This is a genomic window from Candidatus Kryptonium thompsonii, assembly GCF_001535985.1.
Lineage (GTDB): Bacteria > Bacteroidota > Ignavibacteria > Kryptoniales > Kryptoniaceae > Kryptonium > Kryptonium thompsonii.
In genome coordinates this window covers 1-21869 of the sequence record NZ_CZVS01000035.1, presented here as the reverse complement: position 1 = coordinate 21869, position 21869 = coordinate 1, and the positions used below count along the sequence as shown (strand labels likewise).

Sequence of the window (21869 nt, the reverse complement as noted above, 5' to 3'; positions counted from 1 at the left end):
AGATGTTTTCTTTGAGGGGGAGGAGATTATAATAACTACTTATCTTGAGAATAGGGGTAATGAGGAGGTCGAAGTTGAAAATTTTACCCTTGGGACAGCTTATGAGGGTGTTATGACTTTTATTTTATCAAATTCAGAGGGGGATACAGTAAAATTACCTTTGGTTTTTTTAACTGACTTGCGAAGTATATTAGAGAGGGTTAGCCCAGGTGAAACAATAGTATGTTTTACTAATGGTGAGTTAAATTCGATGTTTGATTATCCTTTTTCTGAGCTTCCAGTTGGAGATTATACATTGGTGGCGAGGTTTGATAGTTATATTGTAAAGAATGGACGCCGCGAGAGGATAATTCTTACTTCAAATGCTGTTCATTTTAAAATCATCCCACCTGAGGGGAAAGAGAAAGAGGCATACGATTTCTACTTTAAATACCTTTTAGGTAATTTTGATATAAGGAGGGAAGGTAGCAAAGGGTTATCGAGGAGAGGGGAACTTGTCGATAAGAAAAATATGAGCAAGGAAGATTTTATCAAAGGATTGGAAAGTTTTTTAAAGAGATTTCCGGAAAGTATTTATGCTCCTGTCGTTATGAAAAAATTGGCGATAGCTTATAGTCTTGCAGGTGGTAGCAATAAATCGTATGATGAAAATCTTATTGATATTGCAATAAAATATCCAAACTCATACACAGCTTGGTGTGTGTTACGTTCAATTTGTTTAGGTAAATTCGTAACCAAGGAAAATAAGAGCTTTCCCAATATTTATCGTGAGAGGTGGGATTTGGTGAGGGAGTTTAGTGAAAGATATCCTGATACGAGGATTGGTAAAGTGTGTAAAGAGATACTGGATGGGAGGATAGAGTTAAGAAATCGTGGTGCAAGCCTTGTTAGAGTAAGGAGATAAGGGCGACAAAGTGATTGAGGATTGTAGGTGGTACGCTTTCACGCAATGGAGATGTTTTATATCCAGTAAATATCGGAGAGGGTAAGAAGCCAGATTTGCTGAGGGAAGAGGGAAGTTGAGGATAGTAGGGAGATGTTCAAAGAGAAAGTGGAGGAGGTCCCCAAGGGATATGGTCTTAGTCAAAATTATCCGAATCCGTTTAACCCAGTGACAGAGATAAAGTTTGCGTTGCCGGAGGATGGATATGTAAAGCTTATTGTATATGATATACTTGGTCGTGAGGTTGCAAGGCTTGTAGATGGGGAAGTAAGAGCAGGTTATCACACGGTAAGATGGGATGCAAGTAATATGTCAAGTGGAATTTATATTTATAGGATTATGGTTGGAAATAAGTTTACTGGTGCTAAAGGGATGCTGTTAATCAAATAGCTGATCATGTGCAGTGTTAGAGAGGATGGAGAGTGTGATAAGTTTGAATTTTAAAAAAAAGAGTTATATTAAAAATAGGTATATGAAAAATTATTTTTTTGTAAGCCCGTGGTTTTTGGTATTTTTATATTAAGTTTTTTATTTTTGCCGATAAATTTTGCTTATGGTCAATGTGGGGATAAAGAGGCATATAAGTTTTTGGGAGTTCGGTTTGACGATAATATTTTTGATTCAAGATACATTAGTTTAGAAGGCAACGGTGATTTTTTATCAGGGGGTTTTATTGACACCACGAGGTATACAAGGGGTAAAGATAGCACAAATCGTATTGCATTTAAGAGGAATAGGGTTTATGTGGGTGTAGGAGATCCTTATCTAATTAATTTAGGTTTTAGGTATAGATTGTCGAAGAGTTGGTTTGTGGAGATGGAGAGTCCAACTTTTCCACTTCCGATGGCTTTTGCTTTTGGAGCTTCAACGAAGAGGTATGTTAATCCATCTAATTTTATATTCTTTGATGTAGAAGCTAAAATTGTAGCAGGTTATGATTTATTACCTTATCACAGGTTTACATCGTTAAGTTTTTTCTCGCCTAGTCCTAGATTTGGGGTTGGATTGGTTGGTGGACTTGATATAGGGACGAAGGTAGACTTTTTGTTATATTTGAGGTTAGGCATTATTTACCAAAGTGGTTATGGCACTCCATATGTTCAGTATGGATTGGGATGGAATTTTTAAAATAAACTTTAAAAAGAAGGGATAAAAATGAGGGTTATTATCCTAATGTTTTTGATATTTCAATTTGCAGTGGCTCAAACTCGGTATATTACTCTGGGCAATGGAGGTTTAAATGCTACGGATGGAGGTTTTGAAAGATATAAAGGGGTTTTCATGAAACTTTCGGGGAAAAAAGGCATTGAAAGTGACGATTCTTTAAAATACAACTTGAATTTAAGCGTGGGTATAAGAGTTACAGCTATGATGATTGGTTATGCTTTTCTTCCTTTCTTGCCTATACCTCCTTCAGTTTCGATTGGGTTGAAAGCTTGGAGATCAGGCATAGTATTTTTTGAATATCCACTTTTATCTATAGGGGTAAGGAAGTACTTTTTTGGGGAAGGTTCGCCCCCTGCTTATTTATCAGTTGGTTTATTCCCAGCTCCAATTCTTTCTTATAAAAATGGAAGTTGGGAGTTAGGTAATATTGGTTTTGATGTGCAATGGGGTTGGGATTTTACAAATCCATATTCAGGTTTTATGGGTTCGCTGTCGTTTTGGCTTACGCATTCGCCAAAACTTACAAAAGAGGACCTTAAAACATTACTAGGTATTTCTGTGAGAATTGGATGGAATTTTAAAATTCAATTTAAAAAATAACGGAGGGTTAAAACGTAGTTCATCAATATCTTGTAATTCAGGGGTATAATTTGTTAAGGATGACCTTAAGGGCAGATATCCCTGAGATAAGAGAGCACTTAGGTACAATGGATCCATGGTATCGTGGTGATAGGCCATGGCAAAGAGGTTTTATTACAACAGGGGCATGGAGAGAGGATGAAGAAAATGTAGTAAATCCATATTCAATATGGCTCCCTACAGGAGCAATTCCACTTCCAACAGTAGATCATTTTTGGGATGCTGATCGTGGGGATGCTAGTGAAAATTGGTTGAGGGTATTAATACAGAATCAGCATCGAAAAACCATTGGTCCTTATATGAATGCATATAAAAAAATTATAGCATATGCATATCCCAATAGAAGTTGGATATTAAAATATGCCCCTGGTACTAGCAATATATACCAATATGATTTTCGCAGGCCAGATGGTTCAATAGTTACTTTTACTTTTTCTATCGCTATTGGTTTTGAATACAATTCATTAGTAGAACTGTATAAAACTGGAAGGGCTTGGGTAGTTGGATATTATGATGTAACTGGTAGGTGGATTAATGCTGATATACGTCCAGATATACTTCCTTGTGAAGTTATTCTTACCAAAGCCTATCGAGATAAGTTTGTTTGGGAAATTCTTGGCAGGATGTGCCATTTGCTTGGTGATATAAGTGTCCCTGCATATGCGCATGTTGATGAACATGCAAGCCGTAAGTTTTTGGTATTCAAATTGGTTCTGGACCTGACATAGAAGAGTAATTACACATATTGGGATGCACAGAAAGTGTATGAGCAATTTGGGGTATAAAATATTGAGGCAGGTGGTTTTGTGAGCGTTAAAAATAGCTTTGGTGAAGTAGGGTTTAAGTGGGTAAGTTGGATGGGGACTTGACAAAATGAAATTTTTTTTTAATTTTAATTGAGGGCGTATATCAATACGCCTGTACTTTCTGTTCTTGGGAAATACAGGGAGGGATTTTGGATGAATTTTGAAATCCACAAAAATAACGGTGTGGGTTATGAACGCAGAGATAGGGGTGACAAGCGTCCGCTTACTTATGGATCTATTTCGAGATAAAACTTTTTCAAAATAAGAGGTGAAAGTTATGTCCATTCAAAATTTCATTAAGGTTTCACAGATGATGTTGCTTGGTTTGCTAATTTTTGTTGGATGTAAAGATAACCCAGTTTCAGATGGTGGGTTTCCTGTTGAGCCTGGTCCAATTTTATTTATTTCCGATAAGAGTGGTTCATATCAACTTTACAGCATGAATGAGGATGGTTCAAATGTTCAGCAGTTGACGAATGATCCGAATTTTCCAATACTCTATGCAAGGTGGTCCCCTGATGGGAAGAAAATAGCGGTTGTTTCAGTAGTGGGAGATAAAAGGACATATCCAGAATATAGGGGTGCAATTTTCATTATGGATGCGGATGGGAGGAATAGGTATCAATTGACTCAGCAATATGTTGTTGTAGATGATTCTACTTATGGGAGATTGATGTATGGAGGGGCATGGGAGCCAGTTTGGTCGCCTGATGGGAAGCAGATCGCATATTTAAGGTTGATGGTTCCAGAAGTATTTGGTAATTGGGATGTTTTCATAATAAATATTGATGGATCTAATGAGCGGAGAATTACTTCAACAATTAATTCTTTTGAGAGGGTATGGGATTGGGGAGGGAAAAATCAGGCGATATTAATATCAGTTCATTCAAAGATTTTTATGTATACTCCAGATGGTAATATTTTAAGATCTTGGGAAAGTGATAGTTTGGCATACGGGAGCATAGCATATTCATCAAAGGGGGATAAGGTAGCATATGTGGTGACTTTTTATCCTGTTTCAGATCACCAGAAAGGCATATTTGTAGAAGATTTGGATAGCGGTGTGATTAAAAACATTACTAAAGGTACAGATTATTACTGGGTTGTTAGCTGGTCACCTGATGATTCTTACATCCTTCTATGTGGGTCAAAAGGTGATGTTGACAAATGGGGGAGAACTGTAAATCGTATTTTAATTTTGAATTCAGATGGAAGTAATATTAGAGATATTACACCATTTGAAAATACATATATTCTACCTACAAGTTGGCGAAAGAGGTGATGCCTTTACATCTTTTTATGCTAAAAAAATTTTAAATGAGGTGAAAAGCAATGAAGCGCAGAATACTTGCTATATTGCTTGCTTTAATTACATCGGTAGTATTCTCACAGCAACTTATACCGATTCAGGACAAGAGTGGTAATAAGTTGCTTTTACAAATGAACCCATGGACAGGTTCTGCACACCGTGTTTATGGTCAATTGCCAAACATCAGCAGATATGGTTTCAGTTGGCTAAATCTTAACCTAATGAGCATAGAGAACCTGTCGAAGAAGTTCTTCTCAGATTACGCCGGTATTCTAAAGATTAATCCAGACCAAACGAAATTAAGGAAGGCAGAGACGGATGGCAGAATGTGGTTTATTTCTTATGAGCAATCTATAAATGGTGTGCCTGTTTATGGGACTGAGATTGGCTACACAGTTAACCAGAGGGGTGATATAGTTGCGCTCGGCGCAGATGCATATCAAAATATATCTGTTTTAACAACTCCACAAATAACAAAATCTAAAGCTGAGGAGATAGCCAAACGAGCATTTGGATTTGATTCAACTGCAATAGAGAAAGGATGTGAGCTTATAATTTATCCCAAACAGGGAAAAGACACGACGATTTTTTATTTGACATGGAAAATTACTTTATTTCGTGCTTATCCATTGCAAGAAATTATTTATTTTGTTGATGCTCAAACTGGTGAGATAATAGAGGCCGAGAGCAATATTAAGGAAGGAGACTATCTCAGGGGTCAAGTAACAGGGGGTTATTGGTCTGTTCATGCGTGGGATTCTCCTGTAGATACAGGATTTAAGACCACGCACATAAAGGTGTGGGCAAAAGTATGGTGGGGTGATTGGTTAGTCTGGGAAGGAGATAGTGATGCCAATGGGAATTATGATGCGGGGTATCTGCCAGAAACATGGGATTACTATATTCAGTTTGTTTTACAGAATGAATGGGTTCAAGTGCGGGATTACGTTAGTGGTAAACCTATCACACAAGAAGTATGGTGCTCGCCAGGGATTGTAAACCTATATTGGGGCGCAACAGATGGAACAAATGTAAGATGGCATGCTTCGGTGATGCATGATTATTTCAAGAATACGTTTAATTACACCGGCGTGTATTATCAGATGGGTGCATACATCAATTGTGGAGAGGGTATAAATGGTGCTGCTGATGGCACAAATATCTACTTTGGAAGCCAACCCGGACGGCAATGGGCGCGTTCAAGTGACGCTGTCTATCACGAGTACACACATAATGTTATTTATCATATTTATGGTGGCTGGATTGGTTCTGGTAGCTATACTGAGGTGCCACCGCCTGGACCGCCTGAACCTGGACCGCCGAGCCCAGGTCCCCCTACCCAAGCGAAAGCTATGGACGAAGGCTTGGCCGATTACTTTGCTTTCACGGTAAATAATGATCCTCGTGTGGGTGAAGACGTTGGCGTTGATAGAAATCTTAATAATGATTACAAATGGAACCCAGACAGTAGCGCTCATTGGAACGGTCAGGTGATTGGTGGTGCTTGCTGGGACCTTCGCCAATCAGTAGTAGAGCCAAGTATCGCAGACAACCTTGTTTTCAGGGCGCTGCAAGTTTCGCCACATGCTCGTACATTTAGCGATTTTGAATACAATGTCTTTGTGGTGGACAAAGAGTACTACAACAGCTCTCACACTTCTCAGATTTATCAAGCGTTTTCCAAGCATGGGATCACGATACCAGCTTTAGTTGTTTCCATATCTGGTCCAACATATCTTAATGGCAATCAACTGGGAACTTATACGGCGACGGCCTCTGGTGGTGTTCCTCCTTATTCTTATCAATGGTGGAAGTTAGATATTGGAGATGGTGATTCATATGCCACAGCAACGCCGTCATCTCCTATATCGCCGATGAGACCTCCTGTGAACACATGGTATCCAATTGGAACGAACAGCCCAACTGTGAGCACGAGTAATCCAGCTTGGCTTGACTTTGAGCTCAAATGTGTTGTGACCGATGCTACAAATATCAGCGTAACATCCAATATTCTTTATGTCACTGTCGGCGGTTCAGGGAAAATTACTGCTGGCGATCTTTCGAAAAGTGAAATCAGCGTGCAAGAGATACCCACTGAATACGCATTACAGAACTACCCGAATCCTTTCAATCCAACAACGGAAATTAGATATCAAATGCCGGTCAGCGGTTTTGTTAGACTTTCTATTTTTGATGTTCTTGGTCGGGAGGTTGAAGTTCTTGTGGACGAGGCAAAACCTGCTGGCTCATATACTGTATCGTTTGATGCATCAAATTTGCCAAGTGGAGTTTACTTTGCAAGAATTTATGTTACATCAAGCGAAGGGAAGCCATTTGTTCAAACAATTAAGATGGTGTTAGCAAAATAAGATTGATGATTGGAATGTAGTTGGTTTTTTAAGTGGTGTTTACTTTTACAGGGTTAGTTTGAACGGTAAATATGTTGATGTTAAGAAGATGGTGTTGGTGAAGTAGTGTGGGCGTATGGCGATACGGCCGTATGATGTGGGCAATTCGTGAATTGCCCCTACGGGGTAAGGTTGAGAGGGGCATTTAATGAAATGTTTTTACATGGGGATTTGACTTTTGGGGTGAAGTTTGGTATGTTTGTGTAAATCCCTTGCATGGCTTTTCTCCCTTTTTAGTGGATCTCGTGAAGGATGGAGCCCCGGTGATGAGCTGAGGCTTTTGCTTTTGTGTTTGTGTGAGTTGAGTATGAAAATATTTTTTAAGTCGGATACTCTCAGATTGTTAAGACTTTTCGTTAAATCATGAGGGGTGAGGATTGTTTTCTTGCTTTTTGTGGTTCAAATGTCCATCAACTTATGATGGAAGGGAAAATGGGCATTTCATGAAATGTCCCTACTTGACTGTTGGTATGGGATTTATTATATTATAGTGTGTGAATTTTGATATGTTTAAGTTTTATTTTATGGTGGGTTTGGATTGAATTTGTGAGGGATTGAAACAAAAAATGGCAATGGATGGATATATAAAACTAGGGAAGGTTTGAATCGAACCTATGAGGGATTGAAACTAAGAAAACTCACCCACTTGCCGTACGCGTAGCCCGCAGTTTGAATTGAACCTGTGAGGGGGTGAATTAGGGCAATTTGTGAATTGAATTTGTGAGGATTGGGATAAATGAAAATTAAATCAATAGCCCAAGCGGTGAACCGGGGTTTGACTTTTGGTGAGAAATTTGTTACATTGCGGTGTGCGAATTCTTAGCACGTTTAAGATTTATTTTATGGTGGGTGAGAGTCGAACCTGTGAGTGGTTGAAACAGTAAAAACTTATGTTGAAGGAGGTAATAATATGAACTCGACTACGCACGGGAGAAGAAGTGCTTCCAAGATCATCGGTTGGCTCATGGTCCTTGGACTCTCCTTGTTCTTGGTTGCTTACGGCGCGACTCCTGATAACTCCCTTGGAACGTCGCCGAAAACATCCCAGCCCCAGTCGCCGGCGAGCAAGGTCAAGGCGTGTGACCTTTTGACCAAGGAAGAAGTGGAAGGGATTATCGGTCAGAAGATCGATAGCGTGGGTGTGCAACCAGGGTACGGAAATTGCATCTACTATATAAGGGAGAAAGTCTTTGGGCAGGTCATGGCACTTCCCATCGTTACTGTTGGTTATTCAAAGAGCGATGTCCAATCTCGTTGGGATTATTGGTCTTCCACGTCGAAAAAGGAGGTTATTACCGGCGTTGGTGATGGAGCCATTTGGTCACCAGACTATGACTTTTTCGTCTGCCGGGTCAAGGGAGGATTGTTGATGATCTCAATAAAAGATAAGGACATGGCCATTAGGCTGGCGAAGAAGGCGATAACTCGGATAAAATAAAGTTGTGATGCGATAGATAAAGGAGTTTGTTCAAGTTACAACCGATGATATTTGGGATAGGTGAGAATTAAATCAGTAGCCCCGGTGGTGAGCCGGGGCTTTTTGTTTTTTAGAACTTAAGGACAAGGTAAGGGTTGAGTGTTAAAAGTTTAGCTGAGCCGTCAAGCTTAGCGAGTTTATTTTTTTACTTCTTTGCAATGGAATGAGGATGTTAAGAATGGTTTTGGTGATGTAAGTGGGTTTGTTAGACTATTTAATTTGGGTGGTTGAAGGGGGCGATACTTCTTGACAGATTAAGGTTTGATTTTTATATTAAAATGGGATATTTAGACAAATAGGGTCGTATAGTGATACGCCCGTACATTATAAATGTTGATATTTGAGGTTGGGAGATAGTATGGTGGTTTAAATTTTGGATTTTAGGGCGGGTGGTTTTAAAAGGGCAAAACAAATAAGGATGTCGCAAAGAGGTGGGATTTTATGAGAGTAATAATTTTTACAATTCTTATTTTCAATTTCATCGCTGGTTGTAATTTTCCAGGTGAGGTTAATGGGGATAAGGATGATGTCAGTCGTGGTCCTTTTGATGTGGCATACAGTGTTTTAGAAACTGGGGATGGTTATATATTTGCGGGTCGCACTTGGGAGAAGGGGTATAATATTTGGGTTGTAAAGATTGATAAGCAGGGTAACATTTTGAGTCAAAACACATATGGGGAAGCTCAAAAAGACGAGGTCGCATATACTATGGACAGAGCAGCTGATGGTGGATATATCCTTGCTGGGTACAGTAAACTTTGGAGCAGTTTTAATATGAATTCTTACATTTTAAAAATTAAGGCGGATGGTCAAAAGGAGTGGGAGATAGAGAGTAGTGGTTTTGTTCATAGCGAGATAAAAAATGTTAAGGCAACTTTAGATGGTGGGTTTGTAGCCGTTGGATATACTACGGATGAGAATAATAAGAAGAAGATTTATGTGGCGAAATTTAGCTCTAATGGTGTGAAGCAATGGGAACGTTCATATTATTCATCTCATGGTGATGCAGTTGAAGGAAATTGGATTGAGGAAACAGGTGATGGGGGTTATATTGTTGTAGGTGCTGCGATTTCATTAGGGGGTTTGTTCCGCCTGAGGAGGGATTTGTATATTTTAGCGCTCGATCAAAATGGTGAAAGAGTTTGGGATAAAGTGTGGGGTGGAATTGGAACTCCAGAGGATGAGGCATACTGTATTCAGAAGACATCTGATGGCGGTTATATTCTTACGGGATATGTAGTTGAATATAATGAAGATGGAACAACAAACTATCAACTTTATGTAGTCAAGTTAAAAATTCAGGATAACTTAGTAGTAGAGTGGGTTAAGGTGTATGGTGGGGTGGAGCACGAAGTAGGTCATTACATTAGACAGACAAGCGATGGTGGTTACATTGTCGTTGGAACAGTAGATACACGGGATACATGGGTAAGTGATATTTACGTTTTAAAGTTGGATGGGAATGGTGAAAAGGTTTGGGAGAAAAGATTTGGTGGTGAGTATGAAGATGGGGGTAATTTTGTTATGGAGGCATCTGATGGTGGGTATATAATTGCTGGATTTCTTGGCAAGGCAATTACTCCAGAGATGCACACAGAGGCATACATTATCAAGCTTGACGCAAATGGGAATGTATCTTGGCAAAGGGCATATACACGTTCCATTGGGCAATGAAGCTTAATGGTCCTGTGAGGGATTGAAGCAATAATAATTAACTTGGGAGGTTGGCATGAGGCAAAAAATTTTTATTTTATTTATTTTGCTTCTCTTTCTCTCTCCGTTTTTCTCTTTCCCGATGTCCTTTTCTCAAGAATTTCAACAATCAAACTCTAATTATCTTCGTAAAATAGTTCTCTTTAAAAAAGATTTTACTGATCAAACTCAAAAAGATAAAATAATTTCTCAATATGGAGGTATTAAATTAGGTGACCTTAAATTAATTAATGCTCAAGTTGTTCTTTTCCCTAATAAACAAAAAGTTGAAGCTTTAGCAAATCATCCAGCTATTTTATTGATTGAAGATGACCAAATTGTTAAAGCTCTTGATTTTGATGATACTTACAAAATTAATTCAACATCCAGAGCCAATATCTTTCCTTCACAAGTAATACCTTGGAATATTCTTAGAATTAAAGCTCCTCAAGTTTGGAAAACAGGCAATAAAGGACAAAAAATAAAAGTTGCTGTTTTTGATACTGGAATTGATAAAAATCATCCTGATTTAAGAGTTAAAGGAGGTGTTAAACCAAGATTAGTGAACGGAGATCCTGTTTATTTTCCAGATTGGGAAGACTATAATGGTCATGGAACTGAAGTTGCTGGAGTTATTGCTGCTTTAGATAATAATATTGGTGTTGTTGGTGTTGCTCCTGAAGTTGAGCTTTATTCTGTTAAAGTTCTTGATGATAATGGTTATGGCTCAGGAGGAAATATTATTGATGGTCTTGAATGGGCAATTAATAATAAAATGGATGTTATTAATATGAGTTTAGGTTGGTCAGGTTATTCGGAGACAGCTCACTTAGTTATTAAATGGGCTTATCAAGCTGGAATAGTTATGGTTGCTGGAAGTGGTAATGAACCTAATAAAATTATTTATCCAGCTGGTTATCCTGAAGTAATTGCTGTTGGTGCTACTGATAAAGATAATAATGTTGCTTATTTTTCAGGTAGAGGTCAAGAACTTGATTTAGTTGCTCCTGGATTAGATATTTATACAACTAATTATAAAAATAGTAATCTTTGGAAAGGTTCTTCATATGCTTTAACCTTAGGAACATCTCATTCTACTCCTCATGTTACTGGTGTTGTTGCTTTACTTTTAAATACTCCAGTTGGTTCTTATGATTTTAATAATAATGGTAAATGGGATCCTGATGAAGTAATGAAAAAACTAAAAGATAGAGCTAGAGACATTCTTGATCCTGGTTTTGATACTACTTCAGGCTATGGTTTAGTTGATGCTTATAATTCTATCTTACCTGGTGCTTATAGTTCTATTTTACCTTTGTGGTCTTTCAGGCAGGGGTTTTTTGATGTTAAGGAATATGTTATGAGCGATGTTAAAGGGATTAATAATCCACAGCAATGGACTCCTTTTACGGTGAAAGGTAAATTAAACGAGGCTCGGCAGATTGCACAAAGTTATGCTAATGATGTTAAGTTAAGAGCCATTGGTGCTTTTGAAGGCATTGAGATTCCGTATGATTCTCTTGATGGTAAGGTATATTTTGCAAATTATGTTTTTTATTCGCCCTCTAAAGATAAGTATGTTTATGTTTGGAGTAATGCTATTGTTGGGTCTTATATTGATACTAGTTCAACACCAGAAAATACACTTGTTGATCTGCCGTCAAGTTTTATTGATAGTGATGTTGTCCTTGATAGTGCTGAAGCAAATGGTGGTTATGCGTTCAGAAGTGAACCTAATACAGTTACTGGAGTTATATATGATTTGAGAAATTATCCAGATGATGATTTGGCGCCTGATACGGTAAATCCATATTGGAGGGTGACATATGTAAGGCAAGACACGATTTCTAATGGGGTGGGGATTTTGGTTATTTATCTTAATCCATCGGATGGAAGGTTAGTGAAGAAGTTTCGCATTGTATTTAAACCTGTCACAGCGAAGGAAAGATTTAATGATGTTAATAGTTTAGCAGTAAGTTACGCAAGTGATGCCAGGCTTGTGTATGTTTTGGGGATTGAGGATACACTTGTTGATGGTAAATGTATGTTTTGGAATTATGGTTATAGGAGTAGTAGTGTTGGTAAATTTAGCATTTGGTGGTATGCTGATTCTGCTAGAATTGATACTTTCTTTCTTGATTTACCGGGTATACCATTGAACAAGCCTTTGCAATTTAATTATTATAAGGATAGCAATGTCCTTGCTGGGGTTGGTGAGGCAAATGGTGGAGCTCAGTTTAGGAAAGATCATTTTTATGTTAATGTTTATTATCTTTATTCTCAATCTAGGGACACAGCTCAGATTTATTTTCACAGTATTTATGGGGGTTATTCCAATAGTAAAGGTGTGAGGGATAGTTTGGTTCTTTTCGTTCATCCTGTGACGGGTGCATTTGTTGGTTCATTCACCAAAGTTGAGAGAGATGAAGTGGCTGGGGTTCCGAGGAGTTTTGCGTTACATCAGAATTATCCGAATCCGTTTAATTCTATGACGACGATAAGTTATGAGATTCCGGTGAGGGCGAGTGTAAAGCTTGTTATTTACAATGTTCTTGGTCAGGAGGTTGTTACGCTTGTAAACGAGGTTCAGGAGCCTGGGAGGTATAATGTTAGGTTTGATGCGAGTGGTTTATCAAGTGGGGTGTATTTTTATAGACTTGAGGCTGGTGATTTTGTGAGTGTGAAGAAGATGGTGTTGGTGAAGTGACTCACCCCCGACCCCTCTCTATAAATAGAGAGGGGGAAGATTATTTGTTGACAAATACGATTTTTATAGTTAAATTTTAAACAGTAAGCTAAGTTCTTTGAAAGTTCGAGTTAAGGTTTTTGAGATCTGGTAAGTTTAATTTGGAGAGGGAGCGATTGATAGGGTAGTGTTAATTTATTAATTCAAAAATAAGAAGTTAACAAGGGATTAAAAAACTAACAAGGCAGAGAACTTTATGAGGTTATGTTTAATTTTTGTGTTGTTTTTCTTGTTGGTTTTAACAATTTCAAATGCACATGGATTAACCGGTAAATTAGCTCAAGAAAGTTATCAAGGCGTCATTCAAAATTTAAGGGGTGGGGTTAACACATTTGGATTTCAACCGAACATAGGGCAAGTTGGTAGTTTTGATGGCAAGAGGGTGGATGATGTATTGTTTTTCACAAGGCATAGTGGGATTGATTTGTATGTTAGGGGAAGTGGTGTAAGTTATGTGATAAGAGATGTGAGAGGGGTATTTCGTGACAGGGTCTTACACGAGAGAGTAAGAGCAATTCATGAGGTGCCGTTGTGGGAGAGGGAAATTGAGCAAGATACAATGATTTGGGCAAGAGTTGATTTAAATCTTGTTGGTGGTGTTGTAAGAGAAGAAATGATTGAATATTCAGAGCCGATGGAGGGTTATACGAATTATTATCTTGGACATTGTCCAGATGGAGTTTTGTTTGTTCCAAGTTATAGGGTAGTGAGGATAAAGGAGGTTTATCCGGGGGTAGATTGGGTATGGAGGATTGGGGAGGATGGGCAGTTGCATCATGAGTTTGAGGTTAAACCTGGGGCAGATGTAGGGAGGATAAAGCTTGAGGTTAAGTGGGCAGATGTCCAGTTAAGTGAAGATGGAAGGAGGTTAAGGTTAAAAACTCCAGTTGGGGAGATAGAGGATGGGGAGGTAGTTGCGTATGATGAAGTTGGTAGGGTGGATGTTTTTTATGTTGTTGAAGGTGAGAAGCTTATATCATATGATGTTAAAGGTTTAACAAAAGGTAAGCTTGTGATAGATCCGCCACTTGCAAGGCCTTGGGCTACTTATTATGGAGGGGGTAGTGAGGATTATGGTCTTTCTATTACCACGGATAGTTCTGGTAATGTATTTGTAACTGGATATACTTGGTCAACCAATTTTCCAACACAAGACCCTGGTGGAGACGCATATTATCAAGGAACAAACGCAGGAGGTTATGATGTCTTCATTCTGAAGTTTACAAATTCTGGTGTAAGACAGTGGACAACATATTATGGAGGAAATGACTATGATTATGGGCTTTCCATTACTACAGATGTCTCTGGTAATGTATTTGTAACTGGATATACTTGGTCATCCAACTTTCCGACGCAGGATCCTGGTGGAGGTGCATATTATCAAGGAACAAGAGCGGGGGGGTGGGATGTGTTTATTCTGAGATTTACAAATTTAGGTATAAGGCAGTGGGGAACTTATTATGGAGGAAATAGCGATGATAAAGGCTTTTCCATTACCACAGATTTTTTTGGTAATGTATTTGTAATTGGATATACTTGGTCAACCAATTTTCCAACGCAAGATCCCGGTGGAGACGCATATTATCAGGGAACAAAGGTAGGAGGTTCTGATGTCTTTATTCTAAGGTTTACAAATTCTGGTGTAAGACAGTGGGCAACATATTATGGAGGAAGTGGAAATGATTATGGACTTTCTATTACCACAGATGTTTCTGGGAATGTATTTGTAACTGGACGAACTTCGTCAACCGATTTTCCAACACAAGATCCTGGGGGAGGTGTACATTATCAGGGAAGATATGCAGGAAATGTTGATGTCTTTATTCTGAAGTTTACAAATTCAGGAGTAAGGCAATGGGCAACATATTATGGGGGAAGCGATGTTGATTGGGGCTTTTCCATTATTCCAGATTTTTCTGGTAATGTATTTGTAACTGGATATACTTGGTCAATCGATTTTCCAACACAAGATCCTGGTGGAGGTGCATATTATCGAGGAACAAAGGCAGGAGGTTATGATGTCTTTATTCTAAGGTTTACAAATTCTGGTGTAAGACAGTGGGCAACATATTATGGAGGAAGCGATAATGATTATGGTTTTTCCATTACCACAGATGTTTCTGGGAATATATTTGTAACTGGAGAGACTGCTTCAACCAATTTTCCAACACAGGACCCTGGTGGAGGTGCATATTATCAAGGAACAAACGCAGGTGCTCAGGATGCTTTTATTTTAAAATTTGAGGGAGGAGCTATATCGGGAAGTCTTTTAGTTTCACCTATTGAAGATTTTAATTCAAGCGGAATTCGTGGGGGACCATTTTCTCCATCAAGCAAGAAATATATGCTTTTAAATCCTGGGAATACCTCTGTAGACTGGTCTGTTACAAAAACAAAGGACTGGGTAAACATTTCAAAGACAGGTGGAACGCTTTCAGCAGGGGGAAGTGACTCGGTTATAGTTTCAATTGACAGCAGTGCAAATAGTTTATCACCGGGAACATACACTGACACGTTGAAGTTCATTGACATTACAAATAATGATACTATAACAGTAGTGGTCAGGCTGAGCGTTAATCCTGTTCCTGGTTATCTTTTGGTTTCACCTGTTGAAGATTTTAATTCAAGTGGAATTCGTGGAGGGCCATTCAGTCCATCAAGCAAAATATATATACTTTCAAGCAGTGGCGAGACTTCAGTAAGTTGGGAAGTCAGAAAGTCAAAGAACTGGATAAGTATTTTCCCGGCCCGGGGAATACTTTCTCCAGGTGATAGTGCGATAGTTATAGTTTCAATTAATAGCAACGCAAATAGTTTACCATCAGGGACATACATTGATACATTGAGGTTTATAAATACAACAAATGATAGTGGGAGTACATCAAGAGTTGTGAGATTAGTTGTTAATCCTGTTCCTGGTTATCTTTTGGTTTCACCTATTGAAGATTTTAATTCAAGCGGAATTCGCGGAGGGCCGTTCAGTCCATCAAGCAAGCAATATACACTTTCGAACACTGGTGAGACTTCAATAAACTGGGAAGTTAGAAAGTCAAAGGATTGGGTGAGTGTTTTACCAACCAAAGGGACACTTTTTCCGGGTGGTAATGCAGTAATTATAGTTTCAATTGATAGCGGTGCAAATAATTTATCACCGGGGACATACATTGATACATTGAGGTTTATAAATACAACTAATGGTAGAGGGGATACTGTAAGAATAATTACCTTGACTGTTAATCCGCCTACTTTAGTCAGGGATGAGAAAGAGATACCGAAGGAATTTGCGCTTTATCAAAACTATCCTAATCCATTTAATCCGGTGACCACTATAGAGTTTGACATACCAAGGGAAAGTGAAGTTCTTTTTGAGATATTTAACTTGATGGGTGAGATGGTGCTTAAGTTAGTGAATGGAAAGCTTGAGGCGGGGAGATATAAAGTTAAGGTAGACTTTGGAGATATGCCAAGTGGAGTATATTTTTACAGGTTGAGGGCTGGAGGTTTTGTAAGTGTTAAGAAGATGGTGTTGGTGAAGTGACTCACCCCCAACCCCTCTCTATAAAATAGAGAGGGGAGAAGTTGAAGTTTGTGAACTCACCCCTTGCCCCTCTCTAAAGTTTAGAGAGGGGGATAATTTAATGTGGTGGGGTGAAGGTTGTTTCGTTAGTTTTGCCTCTTGACAAATTGTTTTTGAGTTGTTAAATTTTTTGGCAAAAAGTATAAAATAAGGTAAAAGGAGTCCTATGAAAAAAATTTTAGCTTTAATGTTAATTTTTTTGCTAAGTTTTTCATTGCTTTCTCAAGAGCGGGGTATAGGGTTGAGGGAGGATGGTAGGCCGAGTTTGCAGAGTTTTTATCGTGAATCATGGGCTCTTGTGGTTGGGATAAACGATTATCTTAGGGCACCAAAGCTCAGGTATGCGGTAAATGATGCGAAGGCAATTGTGGATATTCTCGTCAACAGTTATGGTTTCAAGCGTGAGAATGTGATTGAGTTGTATGATAAAGATGCTACAAAGGAGAACATAATGCGAGCTTTTGATCGTTTGAGGAGATTAGCAAGCGAAAATGATAGAGTTTTTATATTTTTTGCTGGTCATGGTATTACGGAGGTTTTGTTAGATGGTAGGGAAAGGGGTTTTATTTTGCCTTATGAGGGTTCAAAGGCAGAGGTTCTTACGACAGCTATTTCGACGGATCAATTGAATGAGATAAGTTTGTTTATAAAGGCGAAGCATTTGTTTATAGTTATGGATGCTTGTTATGGTGGATTGATATTTGCGAGGGCACAGCCTATATCAGCTGAGGCGTTGGATTATGTTAAGATAATTTCGACAAGGGTGGCGCGTAAAGCGTTGACAGCAGGAGGTAGGGATCAGCCGGTGTTTGACACTGGACCTGGAGGGCATAGTATTTTCACATATTATTTTGTTGATGGTTTAAAGACGATGAGCGCAGATTTAAATCGGGATGGTATAATAACGACGAGTGAGCTTATGGATTATGTTGGGCCGAGGGTTACAGCTGAGTCGAAGGGGGTACAGACGCCGGAGTATGGCGTACTTTTGGGGGATAAGGGAGGTGATTTTGTTTTCATACCTGTTGGTGTAGTTGATGTTAGTATGGGGATGGACGTTGCTTTGAAACCGGGAAGGTTGACGATAGTTTCCAATGTGGATGGGGCGGACGTTTATGTAGACAATCGTATGATTGGTAAACTTGAAGGGAATAAGTTCACATTGGATTTAAAACCTGGAAAGCATTTGGTTGAGTTGAGAAAAGATAGATACACTTCAGCAAGGGGTGAAGTTCTAATTTCTCCGGGGGAGGCAAAAGAGGTTAAATTTACTCTTTCAAGGTCAACTTTTTCAGTTAATGTAAAGACCGAACCAGAAGATGCCTTGGTTTATGTAAATGATAAGTTGCTTGGTAAAGGTTCATTTAGAGCGGATGTTGAGGCTGGTAAGGTTAAGTTTAGAGTTGAGAGAGAAGGATATGAAGCGGTAGAAAGGGAGGTTGTTGTAGATAGGGACGATTTGGAACTTAAATTTGTTTTGAATCGAATTGTGGTTTGGACAAAAATGAGGCTTAATGGTAACTCTGTGCTTTCAGTTGCGTTTGAGGGTGATTATGTTTGGCTTGGGACAACTAATGGTTTGGTTAAGTTAAATAGGTTTACAGGTGAGAAGATTAATTATAATAAGTCAACTTCAGGTTTACCGAGTGATTATGTTCGTGCAATATTAATAGATTCTCAAGGCCACAAGTGGATAGGGACGTATGGAGGGCTTGCAAAGTTTGATGGAGTTAGATGGACTGTTTATAACACATCAAATTTAGGTTTACCGAGCGATAATGTTTACGCGATTGCAGTAGATTCCGATGGCAACAAATGGATTGGGACAGGTAAAGGGCTTGCAAAGTTTGATGGGGTTAGATGGACTGTTTACAACACTTCCAATTCAGATTTACCGAGTGATAATGTTTATGCGATAGCGATAGATGGTCAGGGCAACAAATGGATTGGAACATGGGGAGGTGGCGTAGCGAAGTTTGATGGAGTGAAATGGACTCTGTATAACACTTCGAATTCAGGTTTACCAAGTAACAATGTTTATACGATAGTAATAGATTCTAATGGTAATAAATGGATCGGAACAGATGGGGGAGTAGCAAAGTTTGATGGTGCAAATTGGATCGTTTATAATGCTTCAAATTCAGGTTTACCGAGTGATAACATTTACGCTATAGCGATGGATTCCGAGGGTACCAAGTGGATTGGGACAAACGGTGGAGTTACAGTATACCGAGAAAACGGGGTGAAACCATTTCCCAAACCATATGCTTATTTTTACAGTAATAAACTTGATTTTGGGAAACTTTATTTAGGTGAAATTAATCGTTTAGGTCTCAAAGTTAGTAATGATGGTGGCTCTGAATTAAAGATTACCGATGTAAGTGTAAAAAGTAGTTCGTTTAAATTCTTAGGTAAACTGCCGATAGTTCTAAATCCAGGGGATTCTGTTAATTTGAGTTTTTTGTTTAGTCCAAGTTCCGTGGGTTTCTATGTTGATACGGTATTGGTTTACAGCAACTCACATTCTGATAGCGTTTTCAAAGTTATTTTAGTTGGATCGGGCGAAGGAAGTATGGATAGAGATGCAGCAGGGATAATCAAAGCCCCTGGGGAAGAAATGCTTTTAGCGTTGGGTTTTGGTCTTTTGTTGTTATTATTAATTTTAATACTTGGAAGTGGGTAAATTTTAACATATAACTATAGACTTTTGATGTGGTACGATTAAGGTTGAGTGAGGTGACTCACCCCTTGACCTCCTCTATATAAAATAGAGAGGGGGATCATTTAATTTAGTGGGAAGTATAAAATAAGGAGTTTGTGGCGGGTGGTTTTGTGAGTGTTAAGATAGCTTTGGTGAAGTAAGGTTTAAGTAGGTAAGTTGGGTGGAGGGCTTGACAAAATGAAAAATTTTTTTAAATTTTAATTGAGGGCGTATATCAATACGCCCGTACTTTCTGTTCTTGGGAAATAATAGTAGAAAAAGTAACCGAGGTTAAATTAAGAAGAAGGGAATGCCATGTTAAATTTCAGGTTTTTACTTCAAGTAGTTTTGCATATTGTGATTGTTTTTGTTGTAATTGGATCTGGGCTTTCATGCCACGGAGGTAATTCTGTTGTACCACCAATCCCAAAACCACCTGTTTATCCAAGAATTGATGACTCTCCTGCTTGGTCGCCGGATGGGGAGCGCATCATTTATTATCATTACGGTATATCGCACATTAACATTGACGGTTCTTACGATATTAATCCTGATTCAGTTGGTTTATGGATGATAAACGCAGATGGGACAAATCCTCGGTTGATACTCAAAGGCATGGGGAAATGTGCAAGGTGGAGTCCAGATGGTAATTGGATTGTTTTTGAAATGGATGGTCAGATTTACAAAGCACGGATTGTGGGAGATAAGGTTGATTCAATAGTTCAGCTGACCACTGAAGGGCGAAATTTTTTCCCCGCCTGGAGTTCTGATGGGAGGTGGATTGTTTATACAGGTGATTCAAGTGAAATTTGGGTGATGCGAAGTGATGGGACAGAGAAAAGGCGTATTGTTGCTGAAGGTATGATGCCAGATTTGTCGCCGAATGGAAATTCCATTATTTTTGTGGGGCTAGGACCATCGATTTGTCGAGTTAATCTCTCGGATACATCTAAAATTTTTAGATTGATAGTTTTAACTCGAACTCCTTATGCTCCTGATCGCGGTTTGGGGCATCCTCGCTACTCCCCTGATGGGGCGAAGATAGTGTTTGACAGCGATGGTATTTGGATAATGAATTCTGATGCTACAAATCTAAAGTATCTTGGCCTTGGAGATTCCCCATCTTGGTCCCCTGATGGGCAAAAGATTGTTTACATTGGTAGTTCAGGTAAAGAAATTGATTCGACTAATGGAACGGTGTGGGTTATGAACGCAGATGGAAGTGATAAACGTCCGCTTACTTATGGACCTATTCCAAGGTAAAGCTTTTCCAAAATAAGAAGTAAAAAAACTATGTCCATTCAAAATTTCATTAAGGTTTCGCGGGTGATTTTACTTGATTTGTTAATTTTTGTTGGGTGTAAAGATAACCCTGTTTCAGATGGTGGATTTCCTGTTGAGCCTGGTCCAATTCTATTTATTTCCGATAAGAGTGGTTCATATCAACTTTACAGCATGAATGAGGATGGTTCAAATGTTCAGCAGTTGACGAATGATCCAAATTTTCCAATACTTGATGCGAGGTGGTCTCCTGATGGGAAGAAGATAGCGGTTGTTTCCCTGGTTGGAGATGAAAGGACACATCCATCATTTCGTCCGGCAATTTTCATTATGGATGCGGATGGGAGGAACAGGTATCAATTAACTCAGCAATGGGTTTATGTAGATGATTCTACTTATGGGAGATTGATGTATGGAGGGGCGTGGGGGCCAGTTTGGTCACCTGATGGGAAGCAAATTGCATATGTAAGGCAGATGGTTCCTGAGGCGATTGGTAATTATGATATTTTTATAATTAACATAGATGGATATAATGAGCGAAGAATTACTTCAACGATTAGTTCTTCTGAGATAGTGCTTGATTGGGGAGGGAAAAATCAAACAATATTAGTGCGGATAATGGTTGGTTTTTCTCCGTTTACAAAGATTCTTATGTATACTCCAGATGGGGCTGTTTTAAGGTCTTGGGAAAGTGACAGTTTGGGATACATGAGTATGGCATATTCATCAAGGGGGGATAAGGTGGCATACGTAGTGGATTTTTATCCTGCTTCAGATCATCAGGATAGCATATTTGTAGAAGATTTGGATAGCGGTGCAATTAAAAACATTACTAAAGGTACAGCTAAATTTTATTGGGTTGTTAGTTGGTCGCCTGACGATTTTTACGTTTTAGTTAGAGTATCGAATAGAATTTTAATTTTAAATTCAGATGGGAATGGCTTCAAAGATATTACCCCTTTTGAATCAGAAGATCTCTATCCTGTAAGTTGGCGAAAGAGGTGATGCCTTGTGAGATAAAAGCTATGTGTTATGCTAACGCGAAATTAAAACAAATAAGAAGGGAATATTGATGCAATTTTTAATCGTAATAAAAAGAATAACTGCAGTAATTTTTATTTCA

14 protein-coding genes are annotated in these 21869 nt (G+C 38.7%); all 14 read left to right on the top strand.

Annotation, left to right across the window (positions count from 1 at the left end):
* On the top strand, positions 1-904 hold a 904-nt coding region (locus tag AWW78_RS10550; protein ID WP_047134565.1), incomplete at its 5' end, for a hypothetical protein.
* A 132-nt stretch (positions 905-1036) separates the two neighbouring features.
* Complete coding sequence (locus AWW78_RS06025; RefSeq protein ID WP_075426153.1) at positions 1037-1333, top strand: T9SS type A sorting domain-containing protein; 297 nt, start codon at positions 1037-1039, stop codon at positions 1331-1333.
* A gap of 144 nt (positions 1334-1477) precedes the next feature.
* A complete protein-coding gene (locus tag AWW78_RS06020) occupies positions 1478-2071 on the top strand; it encodes a hypothetical protein (protein ID WP_141651981.1) in 594 nt (197 codons plus the stop codon).
* A gap of 27 nt (positions 2072-2098) precedes the next feature.
* Positions 2099-2710, top strand: a complete 612-nt coding sequence (locus AWW78_RS06015; RefSeq protein WP_075436055.1) for a hypothetical protein — start codon at positions 2099-2101, stop codon at positions 2708-2710.
* 50 nt (positions 2711-2760) lie between these two features.
* On the top strand, positions 2761-3477 hold the full coding sequence (locus AWW78_RS06010; protein ID WP_141653902.1) for a hypothetical protein: 717 nt from the start codon (positions 2761-2763) through the stop codon (positions 3475-3477).
* A 355-nt stretch (positions 3478-3832) separates the two neighbouring features.
* The gene (locus tag AWW78_RS06005; protein ID WP_047134561.1) at positions 3833-4837 is read left to right on the top strand and encodes a TolB-like translocation protein; all 1005 of its coding nucleotides are present in this window, start codon (positions 3833-3835) and stop codon (positions 4835-4837) included.
* A gap of 50 nt (positions 4838-4887) precedes the next feature.
* Positions 4888-7233, top strand: a complete 2346-nt coding sequence (locus AWW78_RS10730; RefSeq protein ID WP_075426152.1) for a T9SS type A sorting domain-containing protein — start codon at positions 4888-4890, stop codon at positions 7231-7233.
* A 949-nt stretch (positions 7234-8182) separates the two neighbouring features.
* Complete coding sequence (locus AWW78_RS05995; RefSeq protein WP_047134560.1) at positions 8183-8710, top strand: hypothetical protein; 528 nt, start codon at positions 8183-8185, stop codon at positions 8708-8710.
* Between the two features lie 480 nt (positions 8711-9190).
* Positions 9191-10423 (top strand): hypothetical protein, encoded by a 1233-nt coding sequence (locus AWW78_RS05990; RefSeq protein ID WP_047134559.1) that lies wholly within the window; start codon positions 9191-9193, stop codon positions 10421-10423.
* Between the two features lie 55 nt (positions 10424-10478).
* Positions 10479-13148 carry a S8 family serine peptidase gene (locus AWW78_RS05985; RefSeq protein WP_082349059.1) on the top strand — a complete coding sequence of 890 codons (2670 nt, stop codon included), beginning with the start codon at positions 10479-10481 and terminating at the stop codon, positions 13146-13148.
* A gap of 235 nt (positions 13149-13383) precedes the next feature.
* A complete protein-coding gene (locus tag AWW78_RS05980; RefSeq protein ID WP_047134558.1) occupies positions 13384-16725 on the top strand; it encodes an SBBP repeat-containing protein in 3342 nt (1113 codons plus the stop codon).
* Between the two features lie 205 nt (positions 16726-16930).
* Positions 16931-19447: a two-component regulator propeller domain-containing protein gene (locus AWW78_RS05975; protein ID WP_075426150.1), complete on the top strand. Its 2517-nt coding sequence runs from the start codon at positions 16931-16933 to the stop codon at positions 19445-19447.
* A gap of 333 nt (positions 19448-19780) precedes the next feature.
* Complete coding sequence (locus AWW78_RS05970; RefSeq protein ID WP_047134557.1) at positions 19781-20728, top strand: PD40 domain-containing protein; 948 nt, start codon at positions 19781-19783, stop codon at positions 20726-20728.
* A 30-nt stretch (positions 20729-20758) separates the two neighbouring features.
* A complete protein-coding gene (locus AWW78_RS05965) occupies positions 20759-21751 on the top strand; it encodes a TolB family protein (RefSeq protein ID WP_047134556.1) in 993 nt (330 codons plus the stop codon).
* Positions 21752-21869: the final 118 nt, after the last annotated feature.